Here is a 19,774-nt window from a genome sequence, read left to right on the forward strand (position 1 = left end):
TCACCGCGGACGAGGTGCGCAATATCGTTGCCGCTCTTGACGGTTCGGGTGTCCCGGTCATCGAGGTGACCCACGGTGACGGACTGGGTGGTTCCTCGTTCAACTACGGGTTCTCGAAAACCCCTGAGCAGGAACTGATCACGATCGCCGCGCAGACGGCGCGCAACGCCAAGATCGCCTTCCTCATGCTGCCCGGTGTCGGTGTCAAGGAAGACATCAAGATCTCCCAGGACAACGGCGGGTCCATCTGCCGCATCGCCACCCACTGCACTGAGGCCGACGTCTCCATCCAGCACTTCGGCTACGCGCGCGATCTCGGCCTGGAGACCGTCGGCTTCCTGATGATGTCGCACACCCAGCCGCCCGAGGCGCTGGCGAAGCAGGCCCGCGTCATGGCCGACGCGGGCTGCCAGTGCGTCTACATCGTCGACTCCGCCGGAGCCCTTGTGCTGGAACAGGTCTCCGATCGCGTCGCCGCCGTCGTCGCCGAACTCGGTTCCGACGCCCAGGTGGGTTTCCACGGTCACGAGAACCTCGGCCTCGCCGTCGCCAACTCGGTCTACGCCGTCCGGGCAGGCGCGACCCAGATCGACGGCTCCACCCGCCGCTTCGGCGCGGGCGCGGGCAACACCCCCGTCGAAGCCTTCGTCGGTGTCGCCGACAAACTCGGCATCAGGACCGGCGTCGACTTCTTCGCCATCGCCGACGCCGCCGAGGACGTGGTCCGCCCCGCCATGCCGAGTGAATGCCTGCTCGACCGGCAATCCCTGATGATGGGCTACGCGGGCGTCTACTCGAGCTTCCTCAAGCACGCCGAACGCCAGGCCGAACGCTACGGCGTCTCCGCCGCCGAGATGCTCGTCCGCGCGGGCCGGCGCAAGCTCGTCGGCGGCCAGGAAGACCAGCTCATCGACATCGCCCTCGAGCTCCAGCGCGAAGCCACCGCTTCGGCCTGACCCGCCCCGACGGCGTGACCCCACCGGGTCACGCCGTCGCCACGTCCACGGCCCTTCGCCGTCACCGTCCGCGGGCGGCCCCGGCGAAGTAGTCGTCACCACCCCACCGGTGACGGAAACGGGCGGATTCCCTGGCGGCCTGCACGGTAGGGTGCGGTCGGCGGCTCTGCGCGGTCGGTTGATCGAGTCGCGCGGACCTTTCGGCGCATCGGCGTGGATGCTCGCCTAGGATCGCGCGATGGAGTTCCGTCAGGTCGAGCATTTTCTGGCGGTGGCGCGGGCCGGGAGCTTCACGGCCGCGGCTCGTGAGGTGCACATCGTGCAGTCGGCGTTGAGTGCGTCGGTGCGCAGGCTCGAGGAGGAGCTCGGGGCGCCGCTGTTCGAGCGGACGACGCGGCGACTGCGACTCACCGAGGCCGGGCGGACATTTCTCCCGCGAGCGCAGCGACTGCTGGCCGATGCGGGGATCGCCCGTGACGAGGTCGCCGCGCTGGCCGAACTCACGCGGGGACGGGTCGCCGTCGGGACCATCCAGACCTTGACCATGATCGACCTCCCGGGTCTGCTCGGCCGGTTCCGTCTGCGCTACCCGGGCATTCACCTCTACGTGCGGGACGGAACGGTCCCCGCGCTGGCCGCCGCGGTGCGCGACGGCGAACTGGACCTGTCGTTCCTCGCGGGTGACCAGCCACTCCCCGACGGGCTCGTGAGTTTCGCCGAGTGGACCCAGCATCTGGTGCTGCTCTGTCCACCCGGGCACCGGCTCGGCGACCGGCGAGCGATCCCCCTGACCGAAATCGACGACGAGCCGTTTCTGGTGTTCAGCCGCAGCGGCATCCAGGCCATGGTCGACCGGCACGCCGAGGCGGCCGGCGTGCGACTGAACCGGGTCTGCGAAGCTACCCATGTCCCTCTGCTGGTCGAGCTCGTCGCCGCCGGACTCGGGGTGACGGTCCTGCCCCGCGATGTCGCCGAACACTCCGGCCTCCCCTTCGCCGAGTTCGACCACCCCGGCTTCCACCGCCGGGTTCACCTCGCGGGTCGCGAACTCGTCCCCGCCAACCCAGCGGCCCGGGCCCTGGTGACCCACCTGCTCCCCTGACGGCACCCTCACGCCGTCCGGAATCGCGCGACCAGCAAGCCGAGGCCCACCAGCGCCAGACACCCTGCCAGAGCGCCGTTGCCACCGAGCCACACAGCGGCCGCCAAGACCATCGCGTACGTCGCGCACCGCCCGAGCAGCCGGGCGACAGCGTCGTCCTCGCGCGGGTCCGGTCGCGTCGGCCGATGCGCCACCGACCCGCCACCGGCCCCCGGTGCCGTCCGCTCACTCGGATACCAGTCCATCCCCTCATGGTCGACCGCGCGTTGTCCCGCGTCCAACACCGATAATCGCTGCGATTCAGCTGTCCTGGCGATGAATCCCCGGCTTCGCGCGAGCGTTTTCTCAGGGGAGGCCCCCGAGCCGATTCAGGGCTGACGCCGGATGTGCCGCGCTCGGTCCCGCCCTACATTCAGGGAATTCCCAACGAAACAGGGGCTTCCATGCGAAAACTCACCACCTCACTGACCGCCTCGGCCGTGTACGCGGTCCTCGCGACCTTCGTGTTCTGCACCATGGTCGCGGAGACGGTCTTTCTGTATCCGAACTACTTCCACGACATCCCGAACTCGCTCGTCGTCGGCGAGGAGTTCACCGTGGCCGTCTCGGTCGGCAGCGTGATGCGCCCGCTCGGCATGGTCCTCACCCTGAGCGCGATCGTCGCGACCGCGGCGAGCCTCTGGTCACGGACCGCCAGGGGCTGGACGGCGGCCTCGCTGGCGGCGTTCGTGCCCGGCATGTTCCTGCTGTCGCCGCTGTACCTGTGGGAACGCTGGACGATCCTGTTCGACGACCGCGAGCGCTACACCATCGAGGAACTCGAACGCACCGTCCGCGAGATCGAGATCGCCCACTCGATCCGCATCGTGATGGGGGCGCTGACCGCGGTCTTCGCCGTCATCGCGGCCCTGCGCACGTACCGCCGCCGCATCCTGCTCGACGCCGAACTCACCACGCGGGCGGCCGCGGGCCGGGGCCAGACCGGGTAGTCGTCACCGCGAGCCGATCCTCGCCGCGACCTGCGACCCGCTGCGTGACGGGGCAGCGCAGGGGTGACCAGCAAGGAGATCGCCGAGCGTGACTGATCGGCGACACCGACGTGCCGTCGCGCGCGGCGGTGCTGGACACCTTCGAGGCCATGCTCGCACCCTGAGTCACCGGTGGTGGACGGACTCCTCCGAGTCGTAGCCGAGGGTCACGTCGTGGGTGATCTCGCCGCGGGTCACCGAGACCCGGCTCGACACCGGCGGGTAGCCGCGGGCCACCACGGTGTACTCCCCTTCGGGGAGGTCCGGCACCAGGGAGTGGCCCTTCTCGTCGGTGCGGGTGGTGGCCGCCGGATCGCCGCCCGCGTCCAGGACGGTGATCTGGACGTCGGCGACGGGCCGGTCACCGTCGACCCAGGCGGAACCGACCAGGATGGCCATCGGCTCGAGGTCGATGTCGTGGTGCAGCGACCCGGTCTCGGGGATAGTGAGCGCGAACGCGGCCGGACGCATGTGGTCGGCGACCGCGACCAGGGTGTAGGTGCCGCTCACCACATCGCGGCACACGTAGGCGCCGTCCTCGCCGGTGATCGCCGCACCGACTACATCGCCGCCGGGATCGGTGAGGGTCACCGTCGCGCCGAGCAGCGGCTCCCCCCGGCGGGCCGACCGCACGATGCCGGTGAGCTCGCCCGCGCCGGCGAGCATCAGGTCGACGTGCAGCGCCCGCTCCCCCATCGACACGCTCACCGCCTCGGGCTGGTGGCCCGCCGCGGCGGCGATGAGGACGTAGTTGCCCGGCTCCGGCGCCTCGATGACGTACGCGCCAACAGCGTCGCCGTTGCCGCGCGCCACCTGGTGTCCGTGCTGGTCGATCAGGGTGAGCGTGGCGCCGGGCACCGGACGGTCGTCGTCGCGGCGCAGCAGGCCCGCGATCACCCGGCCGGTGGCCACGGGGTGCAGCTGGTCGGCCATCTCGTGCGCGTCGTGCAGGCTCACATCCCGCAGCAGGGTGCCGTCGGCGGCCTCCTCCGGCGCCGGATCATCGCGCAGCGGAATCTCTTTCATGAAGACGAGTACCAGGCAGGCGACGATCGCCAGGTCGGCGGCGAGCAGGAACACACCGCCCATGGCGTCGGTGAAGCCCTCGAGGATCGGGATCCGCAGCTCGTCGGTCAGGGTGGCGATGCCGGAGGTGTTCTGTTGCAGCGCGGCCAATCCCGCCTCGTCGAGACCGGGTGGCAGCGTCCCGCCGAACGCGGCCAGGATGGAACCGGGCAACCGGTCGAACAGGACCGTGAGGAAGACAGCGACGCCCAGGGTGCCGCCGAGTTGCCGGAAGAAGGTGGCCGAGGCGGTCGACACGCCCATCTCCGAGTTCGGCACCGCGTTCTGCGCGGCGATGATCAGCGTCTGCATGCAGCCGCCGAGGCCGAAGCCCATGATCGCGCTGTAGGCCAGCGGCTGCCACAGCGGACCGTCGTAGCCCACGTGCGCGAACAGGGCACAGCCGATCGCCAGGATGAGCGCCCCGAGGACGGGCAGCACCTTGTAGCGCCCGGTGGCCTTGGTGATCAGCCCCGACAGTTGCGCGCCGACCATGATCCCGAGGACCAACGGCAACATCAGCAACCCCGCCTCGGTCGGCGAGAAACCGCGCACGACCTGCAGGTACTGCGGGACCATGGTGATCGCGCCGAACATCGCGACGCCGACGAGGAAACCGCCGAGGATGGCGATGCTGAACGTCGAGCTGCGGAACAGGCGCAGCGGGATCAGCGCGGCGTCCTTCATCACGAACTCGACCACGAGGAACAGCAGCAGGCCGCCCGCGCAGATTCCGTAGCACAGCAACGCCTTCGGTGAGGTCCAGCCCCACATCCGGCCCTGCTCGGCCACCAGCAGCAGCGGCACCACCCCGACGACCAGGGTGAGCGCGCCGAACCAGTCGATCCGGCTCGGTCGTCGCACATGGGCCACGTCGAGCACCTTGGCGACGACGAGGAAGGCCAGCGCCCCGACCGGCACGTTCACCAGGAACACCCAGCGCCAGCCCTCGATGCCGCCGAGACTCTCGTACTCGGACAGGAACCCGCCGACCACCGGGCCGAGCACCGTCGCGATGCCGAACACCATCAGGAAATAGCCCTGGTAGCGGACCCGTTCGCGGGCGGGCACGATATCGCCGACGATGGTGAACGCCAACGACATCAGCCCGCCCGCGCCCAATCCCTGGAAGGCGCGGAAGGCCGCCAGTTCGTACATGGTGGTCGCGAAGCAGCACGCGGCCGAACCGAGCACGAACAGGGCGATCGCCAACAGATAGAACGGTTTACGCCCGTAGATGTCGGCGAGCTTGCCGTAGAGCGGCGTGGTGACGGTGGCGGTGATCAGATACGCCGTTGTCGCCCAGGCCTGTTCGTCGAACCCGTCGAGACTGTTCGCGATCCGGACGATCGCGACACTGACGATGTTCTGGTCGAGCGCGGCGAGAAACACCCCGAGTAGCAGTCCGGACAGGATCGTCAGCGTCTGGCGATGCGTGAGGCGTGGTTCGGCGACAACGGTATCGGTCATGGAAAAGCCCTGGTTCTGATCGGCTGGCAAGTGGGGGTCGATCATGCGGCCCACACGAGGGCCGACAACCCCGCTGCGAGGAAAACTTTGCGCCGCGGGTGGAACTCTTCATGCACTGGTGCGCCGAGCTTACCCACGTCGAATCCGGCGCCGTCACCGAGGGATCAAGTGACCGATCATTTCGCACCGAAACGATAGGCGGCGGCGATCAGAACTGCCAGTTCCGGGTCGCGCGCTTCGGCCAGGGAATGCACCACGACCAGGTGATTCCAGCGCGATCGACCCACCTGGGTCACCCGATACACCGGGGCGCGCGCCATTTCCTCGTCGATGGCGAGCATGATTTGCACGGTGCCTTCCGGATTGCGTCCGGTGACGTTGTAGAGCGATACCCACGCGAACTTCCTGGCGTTGCCGAAGCTGATCTGCGAGGCCACCGAGACATGCGCCGGTCCACACGCGTCGATCAATTCCCGGAGCACGGTGAAGATCTCGTGGGAATGCGGTTTGCCCGCGAACCAGGCGTCGATCGCGGCGTCGGCGGAATCGTTCATCGCGCGGGTACCGCGTCGGCGGTGACGAGCCGATCGGCCAAGGCGCACAGCACATCCGAGCAGCCCGCGTCGATCCGGAGTTCGGCCACGTCGTCGCCGCGGGTGCGGCCGCGGTTGACGATCACCACCGGCACCCCGTTCTTCGCCGCGCGCCGCACGAAACGCAGCCCGGACATGACCGTCAGCGAGGACCCGGCGACCAGCAGCGCCTCGGCGTCGTCGACCAGCTCGAAGGCGGCCGTGACCCGCTCGGGCGGGACGGTTTCGCCGAAGTAGACGATGTCGGGTTTGAGCATGCCGCCGCAGTGCGCGCAGTCGACCATCCGGAAGCCGCCGGTGTCGGCGACGACGGCGTCCGCGTCGGGCGCGACCTCGATGCCGGTGGCCGAAATCTGGTCGGCGAACCCGGGATTGGCGGCTTCGAGGCGCTCGGCCAGGGTCATCCGGGAGATCAGTGTTCGGCAGCGCAGGCAACAGACCCTGGCGTAGGTGCCGTGCAGGTCGATCACCCGGCGCGCGCCCGCCTTGGTGTGCAGCAGGTCGACGTTCTGGGTGATCACGCCGGTGACGACACCGGCGCGCTCGAGGCGGGCCACGGCCCGGTGACCGGCGTTGGGGCGGGCGGCGTCCATCCGCCGCCAGCCGACGTGGTTGCGCGCCCAGTAGCGCTGCCGGAACGCGGCGTCGCCGACGAACTGCTGATAGGTCATGGGGTTGCGCGGCGGCGCGTCGGGGCCGCGGTAGTCGGGGATGCCGCTGTCGGTGCTCAGCCCGGCGCCGGAGATCAGCACGACGCGGCGTCCGGCCAGCAGGTCGGCCGCGCGCGGGATCGCGGTGGCGGTGTCGTCCGTGGTGGTGTCCACCATGGAACCACTGTACGAGCGGCGGGCGGGGGCGGTGGCGCCGGGGCGAACACGCCGGGCGGAGTTGCGTGCCGTCGCGGTGCGACGACATGATTGCTCATCCCCGCCCGGAGATCGACCGTCCAGAGGAAATCCTGTGTCCGACAACGACGAGTACGGCCGTACCGCGCTCAACGCCGCCGTCGACGGGACGATCGTCGCCGTCCGCCGGATGTTCTACGTCCTCGGTGACGATATCGACCGCTCGGAGGGGCCGATCGAGTTCACCTTCCACGACGGTTCGACGCTGCTGCTCGATGCCGGGGTCGACGGCGCGGAGCTGCGGATCGGCGCGGCGCCCTGGCGGGATCCCTTCGAACCGCTGGTCGATCCGGTGAACATCGAATATGTCGCCAATTCGGGCAAGTACACCGCGTTCGATGTCACCGACGAGCCGCCCTACGACGTCCTCACCGGCCGCCGCGTGGACGCCGTCTCGGTGTTGCCGCTGCCCGACGGCAGGCCGAGGGCCGCGACGCTGTATCTGGGCGAGGGCATGGTGAAGGCGGAGTCGATCGCCGACGAACTGATCGTGACGCTCGTGTCCGCGTGAGCCAGGAATCTCGCTCACCAGCATGAGCGCGCCTCCGAGACACCCACCGCGCGGCGACGGTGGCCGAGGAACCCGCCGGCGACGGTGAGGGTGAGGGCGACCAGGCCACAGACGACGAAGGCGCCCGCCGCCCCGTGTGCGGCGGCGGTGACCCCGGACGCGGCGGCACCGAGTCCGGCTCCGGCATTGCACGCCACACTGGCCAGGATGGCGCCGTGCGTGCGGTCGGCGCCGGCGACGAGCTGGTCGGCGAGCAGGTAACCCGTCATCACGGCGGGGCCGAGCGCGAGGCCGATGCCGACGAGGATCGTCAGCGCGGCCAGGGTGCCCGCGACGAAACCCGCGGCCACCGTCGCCACCGCGAGCACTGCCGCTACGGCGAGGAACCGGGTTCGGGCGGACCGCCGCCAGGCGATCCGGCCGTAGACCAGCGCCGAACCCGCGCTGGCGAAGGCCATGAGCGCGAACAGCAGACCCGCCGCGTCGGGCCGGCCGGTCTCCGCCGCGGCGGCCGGGATGCCCACTTCGAGTCCGCCGATGGTGAAGCCGACGCCGGCGAAGGTCACCAGCAACCACGCGAGCCGCCGCACGACCGACCGCACCGACGAGGTTTCGGTGTGCCGGTCCGGGCGGGCGGGTCCGGCCGCCCGCGCCATCACGAGTCCGCCCGCGAGACAGAGGATTCCGGTGAGGACGACCACCTCGGCCGCACCCGTCGCCCAGAGAGCGAAGGCGGCGAGTGCGGGGCCGAGGACGAAGGCCGATTCCTCGGCCACGGCATCCATACCGAAGGCCCGCGGCACCCACTCCGGCGGAATCCGTTGCGCCCAGCCGACTCTCAGCAGGGCGCCGAACGGCGGCACCGCGAGTCCGGCGACCGTGGCGGGGACGACCGCCCACGCGGGGCCCGCCCGATCCGCGACCGTGGGCAGCACCACCAGGGCCGCGCCGCTGATCAGCGCGAAGGTGAGGATCGCGCGAGCGTGCCCGACCCGCACGGTCCACCAGGACCGGGCCGGTCCCGAGACGACCGAGCCGATCGCGTAGGCGCCCATCGCCACCCCGGCCGCCCCGAACGCGCCGTGCGTCACCCCGAGCAGGGTGACCACTCCGATCGGCCCCATCCCGAAGGACACGCGGCCGAGCGCTGACCCGGCGAACAGCTGCCGCACGCCGGAGGGAGCCAGGAGTGCGCGATAACTCGGCGGGCTGGTCATCGCAGCAGTCAACCCGCTCCACATCGGTCGTGCCACCGGTATTTCGTACCGGCCGACTCGTTCCAGGGGCAACGGCCGCTGACGGCCGTCGTGGTCGGCGCGGGGCGAGCCGACTATCTCCGGCGGCGGCAGTGTCTCGCGTGCGGGGTTCTGACCAGCGGTCACAGCGTCGCGGCGACGACCGGGCAGGGCGGGTCCGAGCCGGCGCCTCGACACGCGCCGGCCTGGGACACGGCTTCGTGCTTGGGTGGTGACGGGGCTTGCTCGAGGCAGCATGGGCGGGGCTGAGTCGGGTCGGGAAGGTGGGTGGGCAGGTGGGTGCGGCGGTGTCGGGACAGGCCAGGTGGCGGGCGGGTTGGGGTGTGGCGGCGGGATTGTTCGTCGCGGTGTTCGTGTTGGTACCGGCGACGTTCGCCGTCCAGAACGCGTGGGAGGTGCCGGTGCCACGCACGATCTCGTTCGCGCGGATCGAGCCGATCCCGAACTCGTACTGGCTCAGCTGGGCACTGACCCTGGCGGCCCTGCTGACCCCGACCCTACTGCTGGCCGCGCTCCCGGTCGCCCGGCTGATGGCCCTCGGCTATCTGCTGACCACCACTGCGACGGGCGCGCTCCTGTGCGCGACGACCGTCGGCCTGGCGTTCACCGGACTCGATCCGGCCTGACCGCTGGCGGCGGGCCGGGTCAGGAGGCGCCGCGCCCGGTCCACTCGCGGACCGCGGCGACGAACTCCTCGGGGGCGTCGGATTCCACGTAGGTGCCCGCGCCCTCGACGATCACGGTCGTGTGGTCGGGAAAGACGGTTTCCAGCCGCTCGCGTTCCTTCGGCCGGAAGGCTATGTCGGCGTCACCCCACACGATCAGGGTCGGGAGGTGTGCCACGTCGGCGAGCCCGGCCTCGACCTCGGCGAAGAAGCCCCGGCTGGCGAGGACCCGGCCGGGCAGCACCGCGCTGGCCTGGCGCCGCGCGGGGGTGTCCAGGGCGCGGCGGTAGTGATCCATTTCGGCGGCGGTCGGTGTGCGCCTGCGGTGGCCGGTGGGGATGAACGTGTTGACCAGCAGATTGAATCGCCGGACAAGGAACCGGCTCGGAAGCCCGCCGGCGAGCCGGCCGAAGGCCTCGAAGTGCCACTCGCCGTTGACCGGCCACGCCCAGGTGTTGGCGAGCACCAGCCGATCGAAGACGCCCGGGCGCCGCTGCGCGACCGCGAGGCCGATCAGTCCACCCCAATCCTGGCCGACCAGGGTCGCCCCTTCGAGACCGAGCCTGTCGACGAACGCGGTGACCACGTCCGCGTGTTCCTCGGGAAAGAACCGGTAGCCCGGCTTCGCCGCCGACAACCCGAAGCCCGGGTAGTCCAGCGCGACGCACCGGAACTCGTCGCGCAGGGCGCGGATCACGTCGCGCCAGAGAAACGACCAGGTCGGGTTGCCGTGCAGGAAAAGCAGAGTCGGCCCCGCGCCCTCGTCGATGTAATGCACGGCGTGCCCGTCGATGTCGACGAAGCGGCTCTCGAACGGAAACAGGTCGTCGTCGACCCAGGCGGGCCGAACGTTCGCGATGGCATCGGTCATGGCGATCCCTCTTCGACTCGGTCCTGCGGGCTACTTGACTGTTTCATATACACTTGAGAAATTCAAGTGGGTTGAGCGAGGTGCGATGCGGAGTTACGGCCAATACTGCGGGCTCGCCCGTGCGCTGGAAGTCGTCGGTGATCGATGGAATCTGCTCATCGTGCGCCAGCTGCTCATCGCCCCCGCCCGCTATCGCGATCTGCTGGCGGGGTTGCCCGGCATCGCCACCAACCTGCTCGCCGATCGGCTCCGCGATCTCGAGGCCGCCGGCGTGGTCGAGCGCAGACTCGCCGAGGCGGGCAGCGTGGTCGACTACGCGCTGACGCTCTGGGGCGCCGAACTCCGCGAACCCATCGAGGGCCTCATCCGCTGGTCGACGCCGCTGATGACGCGTGGCCCCGGGGACGACGCCTTCCGTTCGGAATGGCTTGCCCTCGCCGTCCCCGCACTGCTGGACGCCCGGGTGTCGGTTCGGCCGACGGCCAGGGTCGGCCTCGATGTCGGCGACGTACTTCTTCAGCTTCGCGCGACGGATGAGGGTATCGACATCGACCGACACGACGGTCGCGACCTCGATGCCACCGTGCGCGCCGAGCCCGCCGCGATCCTCGGCCTCGCCGCCGGGGCGTTCACCCTCGGGGACGCCCGCGCCCTGGGACTGCTCGAGGTGGACGGCGACGAGTCCGTCGTCCGGGCGGTCTTCGCCGCCTGAGGCCCCGACCGCGCAGTCCGGGCGATCGTCGGCCGCGCACGCACGGACCCCGAGCACATCAACCGGCGCCCGAGCCGTTCCCGCCGGACACAGCCGCCGTCAGCGTCCTCGATCCGCGGTCGCCTCGACGAACTCGTCGGTCTTGCGGTCGATGGCGGTGCCGCTGAGCTGGCGGTGCTCGTTGGCCAGCGCCGTGGTGGTGCAGATGCCGAAGGCGCCCTCGGTGTCGTAGAGGACGGCGGCGCCCGCGGCGATGCCGTCGTCGCTGAGGTGCGACTCCGCCTCGATGCCCATCTCGGCACTGATCGGCATGCGCGAGAACGTGATCGAGACATCCGTATTGATGAACCCGATGCCCTCGGTGCCCCAGTTGGTGACCAGGCTGGTCTGCTCGCCGGTCATGGCCGCGAAGCAGAACGGCGACGACTCCTCCCCCGCGACCACGGGGATGTTGCGCATCCACTTGCGTTTACGGGTGTCGTTCTGGTGCTCGGTCATCCGCACCGACCAGCCCTGCGCGTGACCGTCGCTGCCGAACAGGTGCAGCGCGTCCTCGACGGTGGCCAGCGCTTCCGGCGGCGGCAGCGGGCGATCCCGATCCGGCCGCCACACCTCGCCCGGCGGCTGGGTGGAGCGTTTGAGCAGCAGCGCGCTCCCCCGCGCGACCACCTGCGACCCGGAGCGCAGCACGAGAGCGACGGCGCGGACCCGCTTGCCGTCGCGGGTCACCTCGCTCTCTGCGGTGAGCGGCACGGCCGGGACCGCGCGATGCAGGTCGACGGTCAGCCGGGACGGCACGAACCCGTCGGTGCAGTAGTGCGCCTCGACCTCACGGGCCATCAGCCCGCACACCGGCGGCCCGGACAGCGTGTTCGGCGCCCACAGGCTCATTGCGAACCGAGTGGGCTGGAAGACCCCGTCCGCCCGGGTGAAGTACGCCGGTTCGGTATTCATGACGACCCTTTCCTGCCCCGCCGCGCCGGGCGCGCGCCCGGACACCCTGAGATTAGAACGTGTTCTAGTTTCTCGGCAAGCTATTCCAGCTCGCCCTCGGTCTCGAGGTAGACCTGCCGCAGCTTCTCCAGCGTTTCCGCCTCCGGATGCTCCCAGAGCTCGCGCTCGGCCGCCTCGAGCAGCCGCTCGGCGATGCCGTGCAGCGCCCACGGATTGGACTGCTCCATGAACTTGCGGTTCACCTCGTCGAACACGTAGCTCTCGGACAGCTTCTCGTACATCCAGTCGGCGACGACATTCGTGGTCGCGTCGTAGCCGAACAGGTAGTCGACGGTGGCGGCCATCTCGAAGGCGCCCTTGTAGCCGTGCCGGCGCATCGCCTCGAGCCAGCGCGGATTCACCACGCGGGCGCGGAAGACGCGGGCGGTCTCCTCCGAGAGCGTGCGGGTGCGCACGGCGTCGGGACGGGTGGAGTCGCCGATGTAGGCCTCGGGGTTCTTGCCGGTGAGCGCGCGCACGGTGGCGACCATGCCGCCGTGGTACTGGAAGTAGTCGTCGGAGTCGGCGATGTCGTGCTCACGGGTGTCGGTGTTCTTGGCGGCCACCGCGATCCGCCGGTACGCGGTCCGCATGTCGTCGGCGGCGGGGGCGCCGTCGAGGTCGCGACCGTAGGCGTAGCCGCCCCAGGTGGTGTAGACCTGCGCCAGGTCGTCGTCGGTGCGCCAGCTCTTGGAGTCGATGAGCTGCAGCAGACCGGCGCCGTAGGTGCCCGGCTTGGAACCGAAGATGCGGGTGGTCGCCCGGCGGGCGTCGCCGTGCGTGGCCAGATCCGACTGGCTGTGCGCGCGAACGTAATTCGATTCGGCCGGCTCGTCGAGATCGGCGACCAGACGGACCGCGTCGTCGAGCAGGGCGAGCACGTGCGGGAACGCGTCACGGAAGAACCCGGAGATGCGGACGGTGACGTCCACACGCGGCCTGCCCAGCTCGGCGAGCGAGATGACCTCCAGCGAGGTGACGCGGCGGCTGGCCTCGTCCCACACCGGCCGCACGCCCAGCAGCGCGAGTACCTCGGCGATGTCGTCGCCGGAGGTGCGCATGGCCGAGGTGCCCCACACCGAAAGGCCCACCGACTTCGGGTACTCGCCGTGATCGGCCAGGTACCGGGCCAGCAGCGATTCCGCCATCGCCTGACCGGTCTCCCACGCCAGGCGCGACGGCACGGCCTTCGGGTCGACGGAGTAGAAGTTGCGGCCGGTGGGCAGCACGTTGATCAGCCCGCGCAGCGGGGAGCCGCTGGGACCGGCGGGAATGAAACCGCCGTCGAGCGCGTGCAGGACGCGGGCGATCTCGACGCCGGTCTCGCGCAGGCGGGGCACGACCTCGGTGGCGGCGAAGCGCAGGATCGCGGCGACCTGCGCCAGGCGCTGGGCGTCGGCGACCGGCACGTCCTCCGCGCGGTGCCCGTCGAGGATCGCGGTCGCGAAATCGGCGACGAGGCGCTCGACCACGTCGGCGGACCAGTCCTCGGCCTGCAGCGCGGCCAGCAGCTCGCGGGCGCGGGCCTCGACGACGTCGACACGGTCGCGGGCCTCGTCGCCGGCCTCGCTCAGGCCCAGCGCCTCGCGCAGGCCCGGCACGTTCTGCTCGCCGCCCCAGAGCTGACGGGCGCGCAGCATGGCCAGCACCAGGTCGAGTTCCATCTCGCCCTCGGGCGCTTGGCCGAGGATGTGCAGCCCGTCGCGGATCTGCACGTCCTTGATCTCGCACAGCCAGCCGTCGACGTGCAGCAGCATGTCGTCGAAGACGTCCTCCTCGGGACGTTCGGCCAGGCCCAGATCGTGGTCCATCTTGGCGGCGCGCATCAGGGTCCAGATCTGCTGGCGGATGGCGGGCAGCTTGGCCGGGTCGAGCGCGGAGATGTTGGCGTGCTCGTCGAGCAGCTGTTCGAGCCGGGAGATGTCGCCGTAGGTCTCGGCGCGCGCCATCGGCGGGATCAGATGGTCGACCAGGGTGGCGTGGGCGCGGCGCTTGGCCTGGGTGCCCTCGCCCGGGTCGTTGACCAGGAAGGGGTAGATCAGCGGCAGGTCGCCGAGAGCGGCGTCGGTGCCGCAGGAGGCGGACATGCCGAGGGTCTTGCCGGGCAGCCACTCCAGGTTGCCGTGCTTGCCGAGATGCACCATCGCGTCGGCGCCGAACCCGTCGGGGGCCGACAGCCAGCGGTAGGCGGCCAGGTAGTGGTGGCTGGGCGGCAGGTCGGGGTCGTGGTAGATGGCGACGGGGTTCTCGCCGAAGCCGCGCGGCGGCTGGACCATCAGCACGACATTGCCGAAACGCAGTGCGGCGATGACGATCTCGCCCTTCGGGTCCGCGGAGCGGTCGACGTAGAGCTCCCCCGGCGGCGGGCCCCACGCCTCGACGACGGCCTCGCGCAGGTCCTCCGGCAGTGACTCGAACCAGCGGGTGTAGGTGGCGGCACCGATGCGGATCGGGTTGCCCTCCAGCTGTTCCGCGGTGAGCCAGTCCGGGTCCTGTCCGCCCGCCGCGATCAGCGCGTGGATGAGGGCGTCGCCATCGCCTTCCTCCAGGCCCGGAATCTCCCCGGGCGCGCCGAGATCATATCCGGCGGAGCGCAATTCGGTGAGCAGGCGGATCGCGCTCGCGGGGGTGTCGAGGCCGACGGCGTTGCCGATGCGGGCGTGCTTGGTGGGGTAGGCCGAGAGCATGATCGCGAGCCGCTTGTCGGCGGCGGGGATGTGCCGCAGCCGCGCGTGCCGCACCGCGATCCCGGCGACGCGGGCGGCGCGTTCGGGATCGGGCACATAGGTGGACAGGCCGTCGGCGTCGAACTCCTTGAACGAGAACGGCACCGTGATGATGCGGCCGTCGAACTCCGGCACCGCGACCTGGGTGGCGACATCGAGCGGCGAGAGGCCGTCGTCGTTGGCCTCCCACTGCGCGCGGCCGCTGGTCAGGCACAGGCCCTGCAGGATCGGCACGTCCAGCGCGGCCAGCGCAGCCACGTCCCAGGCCTCGTCGTCGCCGCCGGCCGCGGCGGTGGCGGGCTTGCTGCCGCCCGCCGCGAGGACGGTCACGACGAGCGCGTCGGCCCGGCCGAGCAGGGTCAGCAGTTCGGGTTCGGCGGTGCGCAGCGAGGCGCAGTACACCGGCAGCGCGCGGGCGCCCTTGGCCTCGATCGCGGTGCACAGCGCGTCGATGTAGCCGGTGTTGCCCGCCAGGTGCTGGGCGCGGTAATAGACCACGGCGACGGTCGGGGCGTGCGGTTCGAGGATGCGCGCGGAGCGCTCGAGCTCGCCCCAGGTCGGCAGTTCCACCGGCGGGGCGAAACCGTGGCCGGTGAGCAGGACCGTGTCGGAGAGGAAGTTGTGCAGCTCGCGCAGGTTGTCGGCGCCGCCGGCCGCGAGGTAGTTGTGCGCGTCGGCCGCCACACCCACCGGCACCGTGGAGCACTCCATGAGCTCGGCGTCGGGTGCGATCTCGCCACCGAGCGCCACCATGGGCACCCCGCTGGCCCGCACCGCGTCCAGGCCCGCCTCCCAGGCCCGCTTGCCGCCGAGGATTCGCACGATCACCAGATCGGCGCCGTCGAGCAGCTCCGGCAGATCATCGACCAGCAACCGGGCGGGGTTGCCCCACCGGTAGTCGGCGCCGCTCGCGCGGGCGCTGAGCAGATCGGTGTCGGAGGTGGACAGCAGCAGGATCACAGGGTGTGGCCTTCCTCGGGTGACGCGCCCATCGGGGGGTGGTGGTGCTCGCCGGAGAGGGTCTGGCTGTTCACAGTGGCGCGACCGCACCGGATTTCCACCGGTTTCCTCGACGCCCGCCGAGCATCCCGATCGTACTGTCCGCGCTCGGCCCGCAACTTTCCAGCCCACATCCCTGTGACCGGGTGGCCGAGTCTCAGGTGAGCGCCGCGACGAGCGCCCGCGCGACCCAGTCGGCGTAGCGCCGCACCGACCAGCCCCTGGCCAGGACCAGCCGCTCGTAGGTGTCGATCGCGAGGTAGTTCCAGAGCACGTCACGAACCTCGTCGAGCTCGATCCCCGGCCGCAGCTGCCCCGTCGCGAGCAGATGTCCACCGAGCATGGTCATGCCGGTGAGCCCCTCCTCGGCGAGCTTGTCCCAGACGGGGGTGAGCGAATCGTCGACATGGCGGCCGTCGCGGATCAGGAACTGCACGGTGGCGGAGCGCGCCTGCCGACGCGCGAGCCCGGCGACGAACATCTCGATCTTGCGGCGCACGTGGGGTTCGGCCAGCATCGCCTGCTGCTCGGGCCGTTGATACACGGGGACGTCCTCGTCGTCGCCGGCGATGACGAGATCGAACACGGCCTTGGCCAGCGCCGCCTTCGTGCCGAACGCCTTGTAGACGCTCTCCGCCGAGACCCCGGCGCGCTCGGCGATCGCCGCGATCGTCGTCGGCCGGAAACCGTCGCGCTCGAACAGTTCCCGCGCGGCGAGCATTACGCGCTTGCCGAGTGGCTGCGCGAGGCGTTCACCGACATGTCCTACGACATCCACGCCACGGCGGCCGAGGGCGATCTGGTCACCGTCCACGCGACCATGCACGGGCGCCAGACCGGGCCGCTGGTCTTCTACACCGAATCCGGCGCGGTGGACAACGCCTTCCCGCCGACCGGCGCGAGCTTCGCGATGACCGAATCGCACTGGTTCCGCATGCGCGAGGGCAAGATCTTCGAGCACTGGGCCAACCGGGACGACCTGGGTATGGCCAGGCAGCTCGGCTGGTTGCCGCCGTCACCGCGGTATCTGCTGCGATCGATGTGGCTGAAGCGGCAGGCGGTCCGCGAAGTACGTTCGGGCCGTTGATCATTCCCGACGAAACGGCGTCCCGTGGCGGTCAGTGGGTGGGGCGGCGGGTGGTGTCGTGCGCGGCGATCATGGTGGCGAGTTCGGTGACCGCGGTGCGGATCAGGGTGCCGTAGTCGTCGTCGGCCAGCGCGGGCAGGCGATCGCGGGCCTCGTCGAGGTGACGGGTGGCGGCGGGGAACGCGCCGAGGCGGCGGAAGTTGTCGGCGAGGTTCAGGTGCAGGGACGGGTAGAAGCCCGCGACCCGCAGGCTCGTGTCGTGATCGTGCAGGCGGGTGTCGGTGAGCGTGTCGGCCGCGTCGAGCGCGCGCAGGTCCCAGACCAGGGCCTCGGCCGGGTGGTCGTAGAGGTCTGCCAGGTAGTGGGCGAGGGTACAGCGGTGTAGCGGGTCGCCCGCGACGCCGATCTCGGACCACAGCGCGAGCAGTGCGGTGCGGGCGGATTCTGTTTCCCCCGAACGGAATTCGTTCACGGCCTCGGTGATACGGATCATGACGGGGTCGGCGGCGGAGGTGGTCATCGGTTGCCTTTCCTGATGGCGGTGATGTGGATAGCCCCGGCTCGGCGATGCGTGACGGTGGTCAGGACAGCCGGTCGGTGCGCGGTCCCCGGCCGTCCGTCAGCCGGCTCGCCAGGCACGACGGTTGCGCGGGAGCACATCTGACGTGCGGTCAGGCCGGCTCGGTGGTGTCGTCGCGGCGCGGCATCACGAGGGTGAGAAGCGTGCCGTCGTCGGCGGCGCGCAGGAGGGCGGGCTGGTCGGGGGCGCTGAGGTCGATGAGGAGGTCTGGCCCGAAGGAGCACGCGACGGCGGGATAGAGGGTCGTCACCGCGAAGTGGACGGTGAGCCCGGGCCCGGTCGCGGTCGCGGGCAATTGCCACGTTTCGGAGCCGAACGTCGCGCGCACCGCGCCGGTCGACTCGATGAGCAGAGTGATCATGGACGCACTGGATCGTTCGAGGAGGTCCAACAGCACCGTGCGGGGCACCACGACACGGGTGGTGACCGCGGGCAAGGCCGCCAGCATCGCCCGGTAGTCGGGGAACGGCTCGGGCGAGCGGCGGCACCGGCGCGCGGACGGACCGGTGGCCGGAACACGCACGGTGGGAACAGAATCCACGGCGACGCACTCGAGATGGGTGGGCGTAGGCCGCAGGGCGACGGTGTGTGCGCGGCGGAGCCAGGAGCTGGTGGCGCGGAGGTCGTCGGCGTCGACGGTCGCGGTCCAGGCTGTGGTGGACGGATGCGCGGGACGCAGGGTGCGGGTGGCGAGGAGGTAGCGGTCGGTGGCGGTGAGGATGAGGTCGGTCGCGGTCGACTCGAGGTGAATGCTGTTGAGCACCGGCAGATTCGTGTCGGCCACCGTGGCGGTCGCGATCTGGTCGATGGCCGCCGCGAGATGCGGGCCGCGCATCCACACGATGTCCGCGGTGCGCCCCTGGCTCGGCGGTGCGGGAAAGTCGGGATCATGCCGGTCCCCTGGCGATTCCGTCCGCGAGGCGGCGCCAACAGCGTCGATTCGCGGAGCCGTGAACGACGAACGGGCCACACCCCCGGCGCCGGTAGCCCCTGGGCCTGTCGTCGATGCCCGGTCCGGCGGTGGGGTCGCGGGGTCGGCGGCACTCGGGTCGTCGCACGCGCGGCGGGCCCACAGTGCCCGCACCGCGGCGCGGGCCGCGGTCGCGGCGGAGCGGACCGCGTCCAGGTGCCGGTCCAGGTCGGCCAGGTGGGTGTCGACGAGGCCGAGGGCGCAAGCCGGGTCGGGTTCGGCGAGGACGGCGGCGACCGCGGGCAACGGCATCTCGACCGCGCGCAGGTACCGGATCAGCCGCGCGGTGGCGGCCTGCCCGGGCGCGTAGTAGCGGTAGCCGGTGGTCTCGTCGACGACGGCGGGCACCAGCACGCCCGCGTCGGCGTAGAAGCGCAACGCGCTGGCGCTCAGACCGCAGGAACGGGCGAAGGCGCCGATGGTGAGGAGGTCGGATTCGGACACCGGCTCATCCTCGGGGTTCCAGCGACTCGAAGGTCAAGTCAGTCGCGCGCGGTGCCCGCGGCCACCATCTCCGGCGAGCCGGTGCCGAGATTGCGGTACACGTTGGCCACCACCATCTGGCCGAGCGCATTGTTGCCGACGCCGCCGATCACCGCGCCGATGCCGGCCGGGATCAGGGTGCCGAACAGCAACAGCGTCCGTTTGACCAGGTAGTTGACGATGAACCGCTTGGCCGGGGAATCGGGCATGCTCGCCAGACCGGGAATGTGATCGGTCACCACGCCCAGCCACTGGCCGGTCTTGTGCCCCGCCGTCTCGTCGAGCAGCTTGGTGCCCGCCTCACCGAGGACCACCTTCGACACCAGCTGCGCGCGGCGGGGATCGTCGTCGGCCACGTCGTAGGCGGCCGCCGCGCCGACCGACAGCACCGACGACGCCTCCAGGAACACCACGGTGTCCACGCCGGTCGCCGCGAGGCCGAGCAGCGTTCCGACGCCGGGCACCGCGGCGGTCAGCCCGACGAGCACACCGCTGGAGGTGACGACCACCAGATACTGCCTGGACAGCCGCCGCAAGGTCTCCACCGGTGCGTCGTCGGGGTGCCTGCGCTCGAGCCAGTCGACGTACTTGCCGACCGCGCCGGTCTGGGCGAGCGCGACCTTGTCGAGCGCGGGAACTACTCGCTTGTCCACGAATTCACGCAGCATGCGGCGATCTCTCCTGTCGTCGAGCGGGCAGGGCGAACAGCACCGCCCAGCCTAGGGGACGAACGCCGGCCCCGCCGCCGGCGCATCCGGCGGCGCGCCGGGGCGCCCGGACCATCACGACCGGGTCAGCGCGC

The 19,774-nt window shown here is 70.7% G+C and carries 19 protein-coding genes; 7 read left to right on the top strand and 12 right to left on the bottom strand.

Annotation, left to right across the window (positions count from 1 at the left end; genetic code table 11):
• Nucleotides 1–956, top strand: a 956-nt coding sequence (gene dmpG, locus QH270_RS13045) for a 4-hydroxy-2-oxovalerate aldolase (protein ID WP_280341418.1), incomplete at its 5' end; no start/stop codon positions are given.
• Nucleotides 957–1,194: 238 nt separating this feature from the next.
• Nucleotides 1,195–2,058, top strand: coding sequence for a LysR family transcriptional regulator (locus tag QH270_RS13050; protein ID WP_280341420.1), 864 nt, complete (start codon nt 1,195–1,197; stop codon nt 2,056–2,058).
• Nucleotides 2,059–2,066: 8 nt separating this feature from the next.
• On the opposite strand, the gene QH270_RS13055 is transcribed toward QH270_RS13050, so the two are convergent.
• On the bottom strand, nt 2,067–2,303 hold the full coding sequence (locus QH270_RS13055; protein WP_280341422.1) for a hypothetical protein: 237 nt from the start codon (nt 2,301–2,303) through the stop codon (nt 2,067–2,069).
• Nucleotides 2,304–2,501: 198 nt separating this feature from the next.
• Here QH270_RS13055 and QH270_RS13060 point away from each other — a divergent pair, with 198 nt between their 5' ends.
• Nucleotides 2,502–3,047, top strand: a complete 546-nt coding sequence (locus QH270_RS13060) for a hypothetical protein (RefSeq protein WP_280341423.1) — start codon at nt 2,502–2,504, stop codon at nt 3,045–3,047.
• Between the two features lie 165 nt (nt 3,048–3,212).
• Here QH270_RS13060 and QH270_RS13065 read toward each other — a convergent pair whose 3' ends face one another.
• The 3 genes from QH270_RS13065 to QH270_RS13075 form a co-directional block, all read right to left on the bottom strand.
• Nucleotides 3,213–5,621: an MFS transporter gene (locus tag QH270_RS13065; protein ID WP_280341425.1), complete on the bottom strand. Its 2,409-nt coding sequence runs from the start codon at nt 5,619–5,621 to the stop codon at nt 3,213–3,215.
• Nucleotides 5,622–5,797: 176 nt separating this feature from the next.
• The gene (locus QH270_RS13070) at nt 5,798–6,175 is read right to left on the bottom strand and encodes a DUF5655 domain-containing protein (protein ID WP_280341427.1); all 378 of its coding nucleotides are present in this window, start codon (nt 6,173–6,175) and stop codon (nt 5,798–5,800) included.
• Nucleotides 6,172–7,041, bottom strand: coding sequence for an NAD-dependent protein deacetylase (locus QH270_RS13075; RefSeq protein WP_280341430.1), 870 nt, complete (start codon nt 7,039–7,041; stop codon nt 6,172–6,174). Before QH270_RS13075 ends, QH270_RS13070 begins: the two co-directional genes overlap by 4 nt.
• Before the next feature lie 133 nt (nt 7,042–7,174).
• Here QH270_RS13075 and QH270_RS13080 point away from each other — a divergent pair, with 133 nt between their 5' ends.
• Nucleotides 7,175–7,630 carry a hypothetical protein gene (locus tag QH270_RS13080; protein ID WP_280341432.1) on the top strand — a complete coding sequence of 152 codons (456 nt, stop codon included), beginning with the start codon at nt 7,175–7,177 and terminating at the stop codon, nt 7,628–7,630.
• 14 nt (nt 7,631–7,644) lie between these two features.
• Here QH270_RS13080 and QH270_RS13085 read toward each other — a convergent pair whose 3' ends face one another.
• Nucleotides 7,645–8,847 carry an MFS transporter gene (locus QH270_RS13085; protein WP_280341434.1) on the bottom strand — a complete coding sequence of 401 codons (1,203 nt, stop codon included), beginning with the start codon at nt 8,845–8,847 and terminating at the stop codon, nt 7,645–7,647.
• A 314-nt stretch (nt 8,848–9,161) separates the two neighbouring features.
• Between QH270_RS13085 and QH270_RS13090 the strand changes: the two genes are divergently transcribed.
• Nucleotides 9,162–9,512, top strand: coding sequence for a hypothetical protein (locus tag QH270_RS13090; protein ID WP_280341437.1), 351 nt, complete (start codon nt 9,162–9,164; stop codon nt 9,510–9,512).
• Between the two features lie 19 nt (nt 9,513–9,531).
• Here QH270_RS13090 and QH270_RS13095 read toward each other — a convergent pair whose 3' ends face one another.
• A complete protein-coding gene (locus QH270_RS13095; protein WP_280341440.1) occupies nt 9,532–10,422 on the bottom strand; it encodes an alpha/beta fold hydrolase in 891 nt (296 codons plus the stop codon).
• Between the two features lie 85 nt (nt 10,423–10,507).
• Here QH270_RS13095 and QH270_RS13100 point away from each other — a divergent pair, with 85 nt between their 5' ends.
• Entirely contained in the window at nt 10,508–11,134 is a 627-nt protein-coding gene (locus QH270_RS13100; protein WP_280341442.1) for a winged helix-turn-helix transcriptional regulator, read from the top strand.
• Nucleotides 11,135–11,233: 99 nt separating this feature from the next.
• Here QH270_RS13100 and QH270_RS13105 read toward each other — a convergent pair whose 3' ends face one another.
• The 3 genes from QH270_RS13105 to QH270_RS13115 all read right to left on the bottom strand — a co-directional run bounded on the left by QH270_RS13105 (nt 11,234) and on the right by QH270_RS13115 (nt 16,630).
• Nucleotides 11,234–12,088 carry an acyl-CoA thioesterase domain-containing protein gene (locus QH270_RS13105; RefSeq protein WP_280341444.1) on the bottom strand — a complete coding sequence of 285 codons (855 nt, stop codon included), beginning with the start codon at nt 12,086–12,088 and terminating at the stop codon, nt 11,234–11,236.
• A gap of 80 nt (nt 12,089–12,168) precedes the next feature.
• Nucleotides 12,169–15,813 (bottom strand): cobaltochelatase subunit CobN, encoded by a 3,645-nt coding sequence (gene cobN / locus QH270_RS13110; protein ID WP_280341446.1) that lies wholly within the window; start codon nt 15,811–15,813, stop codon nt 12,169–12,171.
• Nucleotides 15,814–16,009: 196 nt separating this feature from the next.
• Nucleotides 16,010–16,630 carry a TetR/AcrR family transcriptional regulator gene (locus QH270_RS13115; protein ID WP_280341449.1) on the bottom strand — a complete coding sequence of 207 codons (621 nt, stop codon included), beginning with the start codon at nt 16,628–16,630 and terminating at the stop codon, nt 16,010–16,012.
• On the opposite strand from QH270_RS13115, the gene QH270_RS13120 reads away from it, so the two are divergent.
• Nucleotides 16,613–16,939 (top strand): ester cyclase, encoded by a 327-nt coding sequence (locus QH270_RS13120; RefSeq protein WP_280341452.1) that lies wholly within the window; start codon nt 16,613–16,615, stop codon nt 16,937–16,939. The two genes, QH270_RS13115 and QH270_RS13120, sit on opposite strands and share 18 nt — an antisense overlap.
• A gap of 31 nt (nt 16,940–16,970) precedes the next feature.
• Here the strand turns inward: QH270_RS13120 and QH270_RS13125 are convergent, their stop codons facing one another.
• The 3 genes from QH270_RS13125 to QH270_RS13135 all read right to left on the bottom strand — a co-directional run bounded on the left by QH270_RS13125 (nt 16,971) and on the right by QH270_RS13135 (nt 19,640).
• Nucleotides 16,971–17,459 carry a hypothetical protein gene (locus QH270_RS13125; RefSeq protein ID WP_280341454.1) on the bottom strand — a complete coding sequence of 163 codons (489 nt, stop codon included), beginning with the start codon at nt 17,457–17,459 and terminating at the stop codon, nt 16,971–16,973.
• Nucleotides 17,460–17,610: 151 nt separating this feature from the next.
• Nucleotides 17,611–18,933, bottom strand: coding sequence for a MerR family transcriptional regulator (locus QH270_RS13130; protein ID WP_280341456.1), 1,323 nt, complete (start codon nt 18,931–18,933; stop codon nt 17,611–17,613).
• Nucleotides 18,934–18,971: 38 nt separating this feature from the next.
• Complete coding sequence (locus tag QH270_RS13135; protein WP_280341458.1) at nt 18,972–19,640, bottom strand: hypothetical protein; 669 nt, start codon at nt 19,638–19,640, stop codon at nt 18,972–18,974.
• Between the last annotated feature and the right edge of the window lie 134 nt (nt 19,641–19,774).

The organism is Nocardia neocaledoniensis, assembly GCF_029868625.1.
GTDB classification, from domain to species: Bacteria; Actinomycetota; Actinomycetes; order Mycobacteriales; family Mycobacteriaceae; genus Nocardia; species Nocardia neocaledoniensis_A.

What these genes read in the sequence shown, in the direction of transcription:
- QH270_RS13050 (WP_280341420.1), top strand. Translation starts at nt 1,195, where the DNA reads ATGGAGTTCCGTCAGGTCGAGCATTTTCTGGCGGTGGCGCGGGCCGGG.
- QH270_RS13055 (WP_280341422.1), bottom strand. Translation starts at nt 2,303, where the DNA reads ATGGACTGGTATCCGAGTGAGCGGACGGCACCGGGGGCCGGTGGCGGG.
- QH270_RS13060 (WP_280341423.1), top strand. Translation starts at nt 2,502, where the DNA reads ATGCGAAAACTCACCACCTCACTGACCGCCTCGGCCGTGTACGCGGTC.
- QH270_RS13065 (WP_280341425.1), bottom strand. Translation starts at nt 5,621, where the DNA reads ATGACCGATACCGTTGTCGCCGAACCACGCCTCACGCATCGCCAGACG.
- QH270_RS13070 (WP_280341427.1), bottom strand. Translation starts at nt 6,175, where the DNA reads ATGAACGATTCCGCCGACGCCGCGATCGACGCCTGGTTCGCGGGCAAA.
- QH270_RS13075 (WP_280341430.1), bottom strand. Translation starts at nt 7,041, where the DNA reads ATGGTGGACACCACCACGGACGACACCGCCACCGCGATCCCGCGCGCG.
- QH270_RS13085 (WP_280341434.1), bottom strand. Translation starts at nt 8,847, where the DNA reads ATGACCAGCCCGCCGAGTTATCGCGCACTCCTGGCTCCCTCCGGCGTG.
- QH270_RS13095 (WP_280341440.1), bottom strand. Translation starts at nt 10,422, where the DNA reads ATGACCGATGCCATCGCGAACGTTCGGCCCGCCTGGGTCGACGACGAC.
- QH270_RS13100 (WP_280341442.1), top strand. Translation starts at nt 10,508, where the DNA reads ATGCGGAGTTACGGCCAATACTGCGGGCTCGCCCGTGCGCTGGAAGTC.
- QH270_RS13105 (WP_280341444.1), bottom strand. Translation starts at nt 12,088, where the DNA reads ATGAATACCGAACCGGCGTACTTCACCCGGGCGGACGGGGTCTTCCAG.
- QH270_RS13120 (WP_280341452.1), top strand. Translation starts at nt 16,613, where the DNA reads ATGTCCTACGACATCCACGCCACGGCGGCCGAGGGCGATCTGGTCACC.
- QH270_RS13125 (WP_280341454.1), bottom strand. Translation starts at nt 17,459, where the DNA reads ATGACCACCTCCGCCGCCGACCCCGTCATGATCCGTATCACCGAGGCC.
- QH270_RS13135 (WP_280341458.1), bottom strand. Translation starts at nt 19,640, where the DNA reads ATGCTGCGTGAATTCGTGGACAAGCGAGTAGTTCCCGCGCTCGACAAG.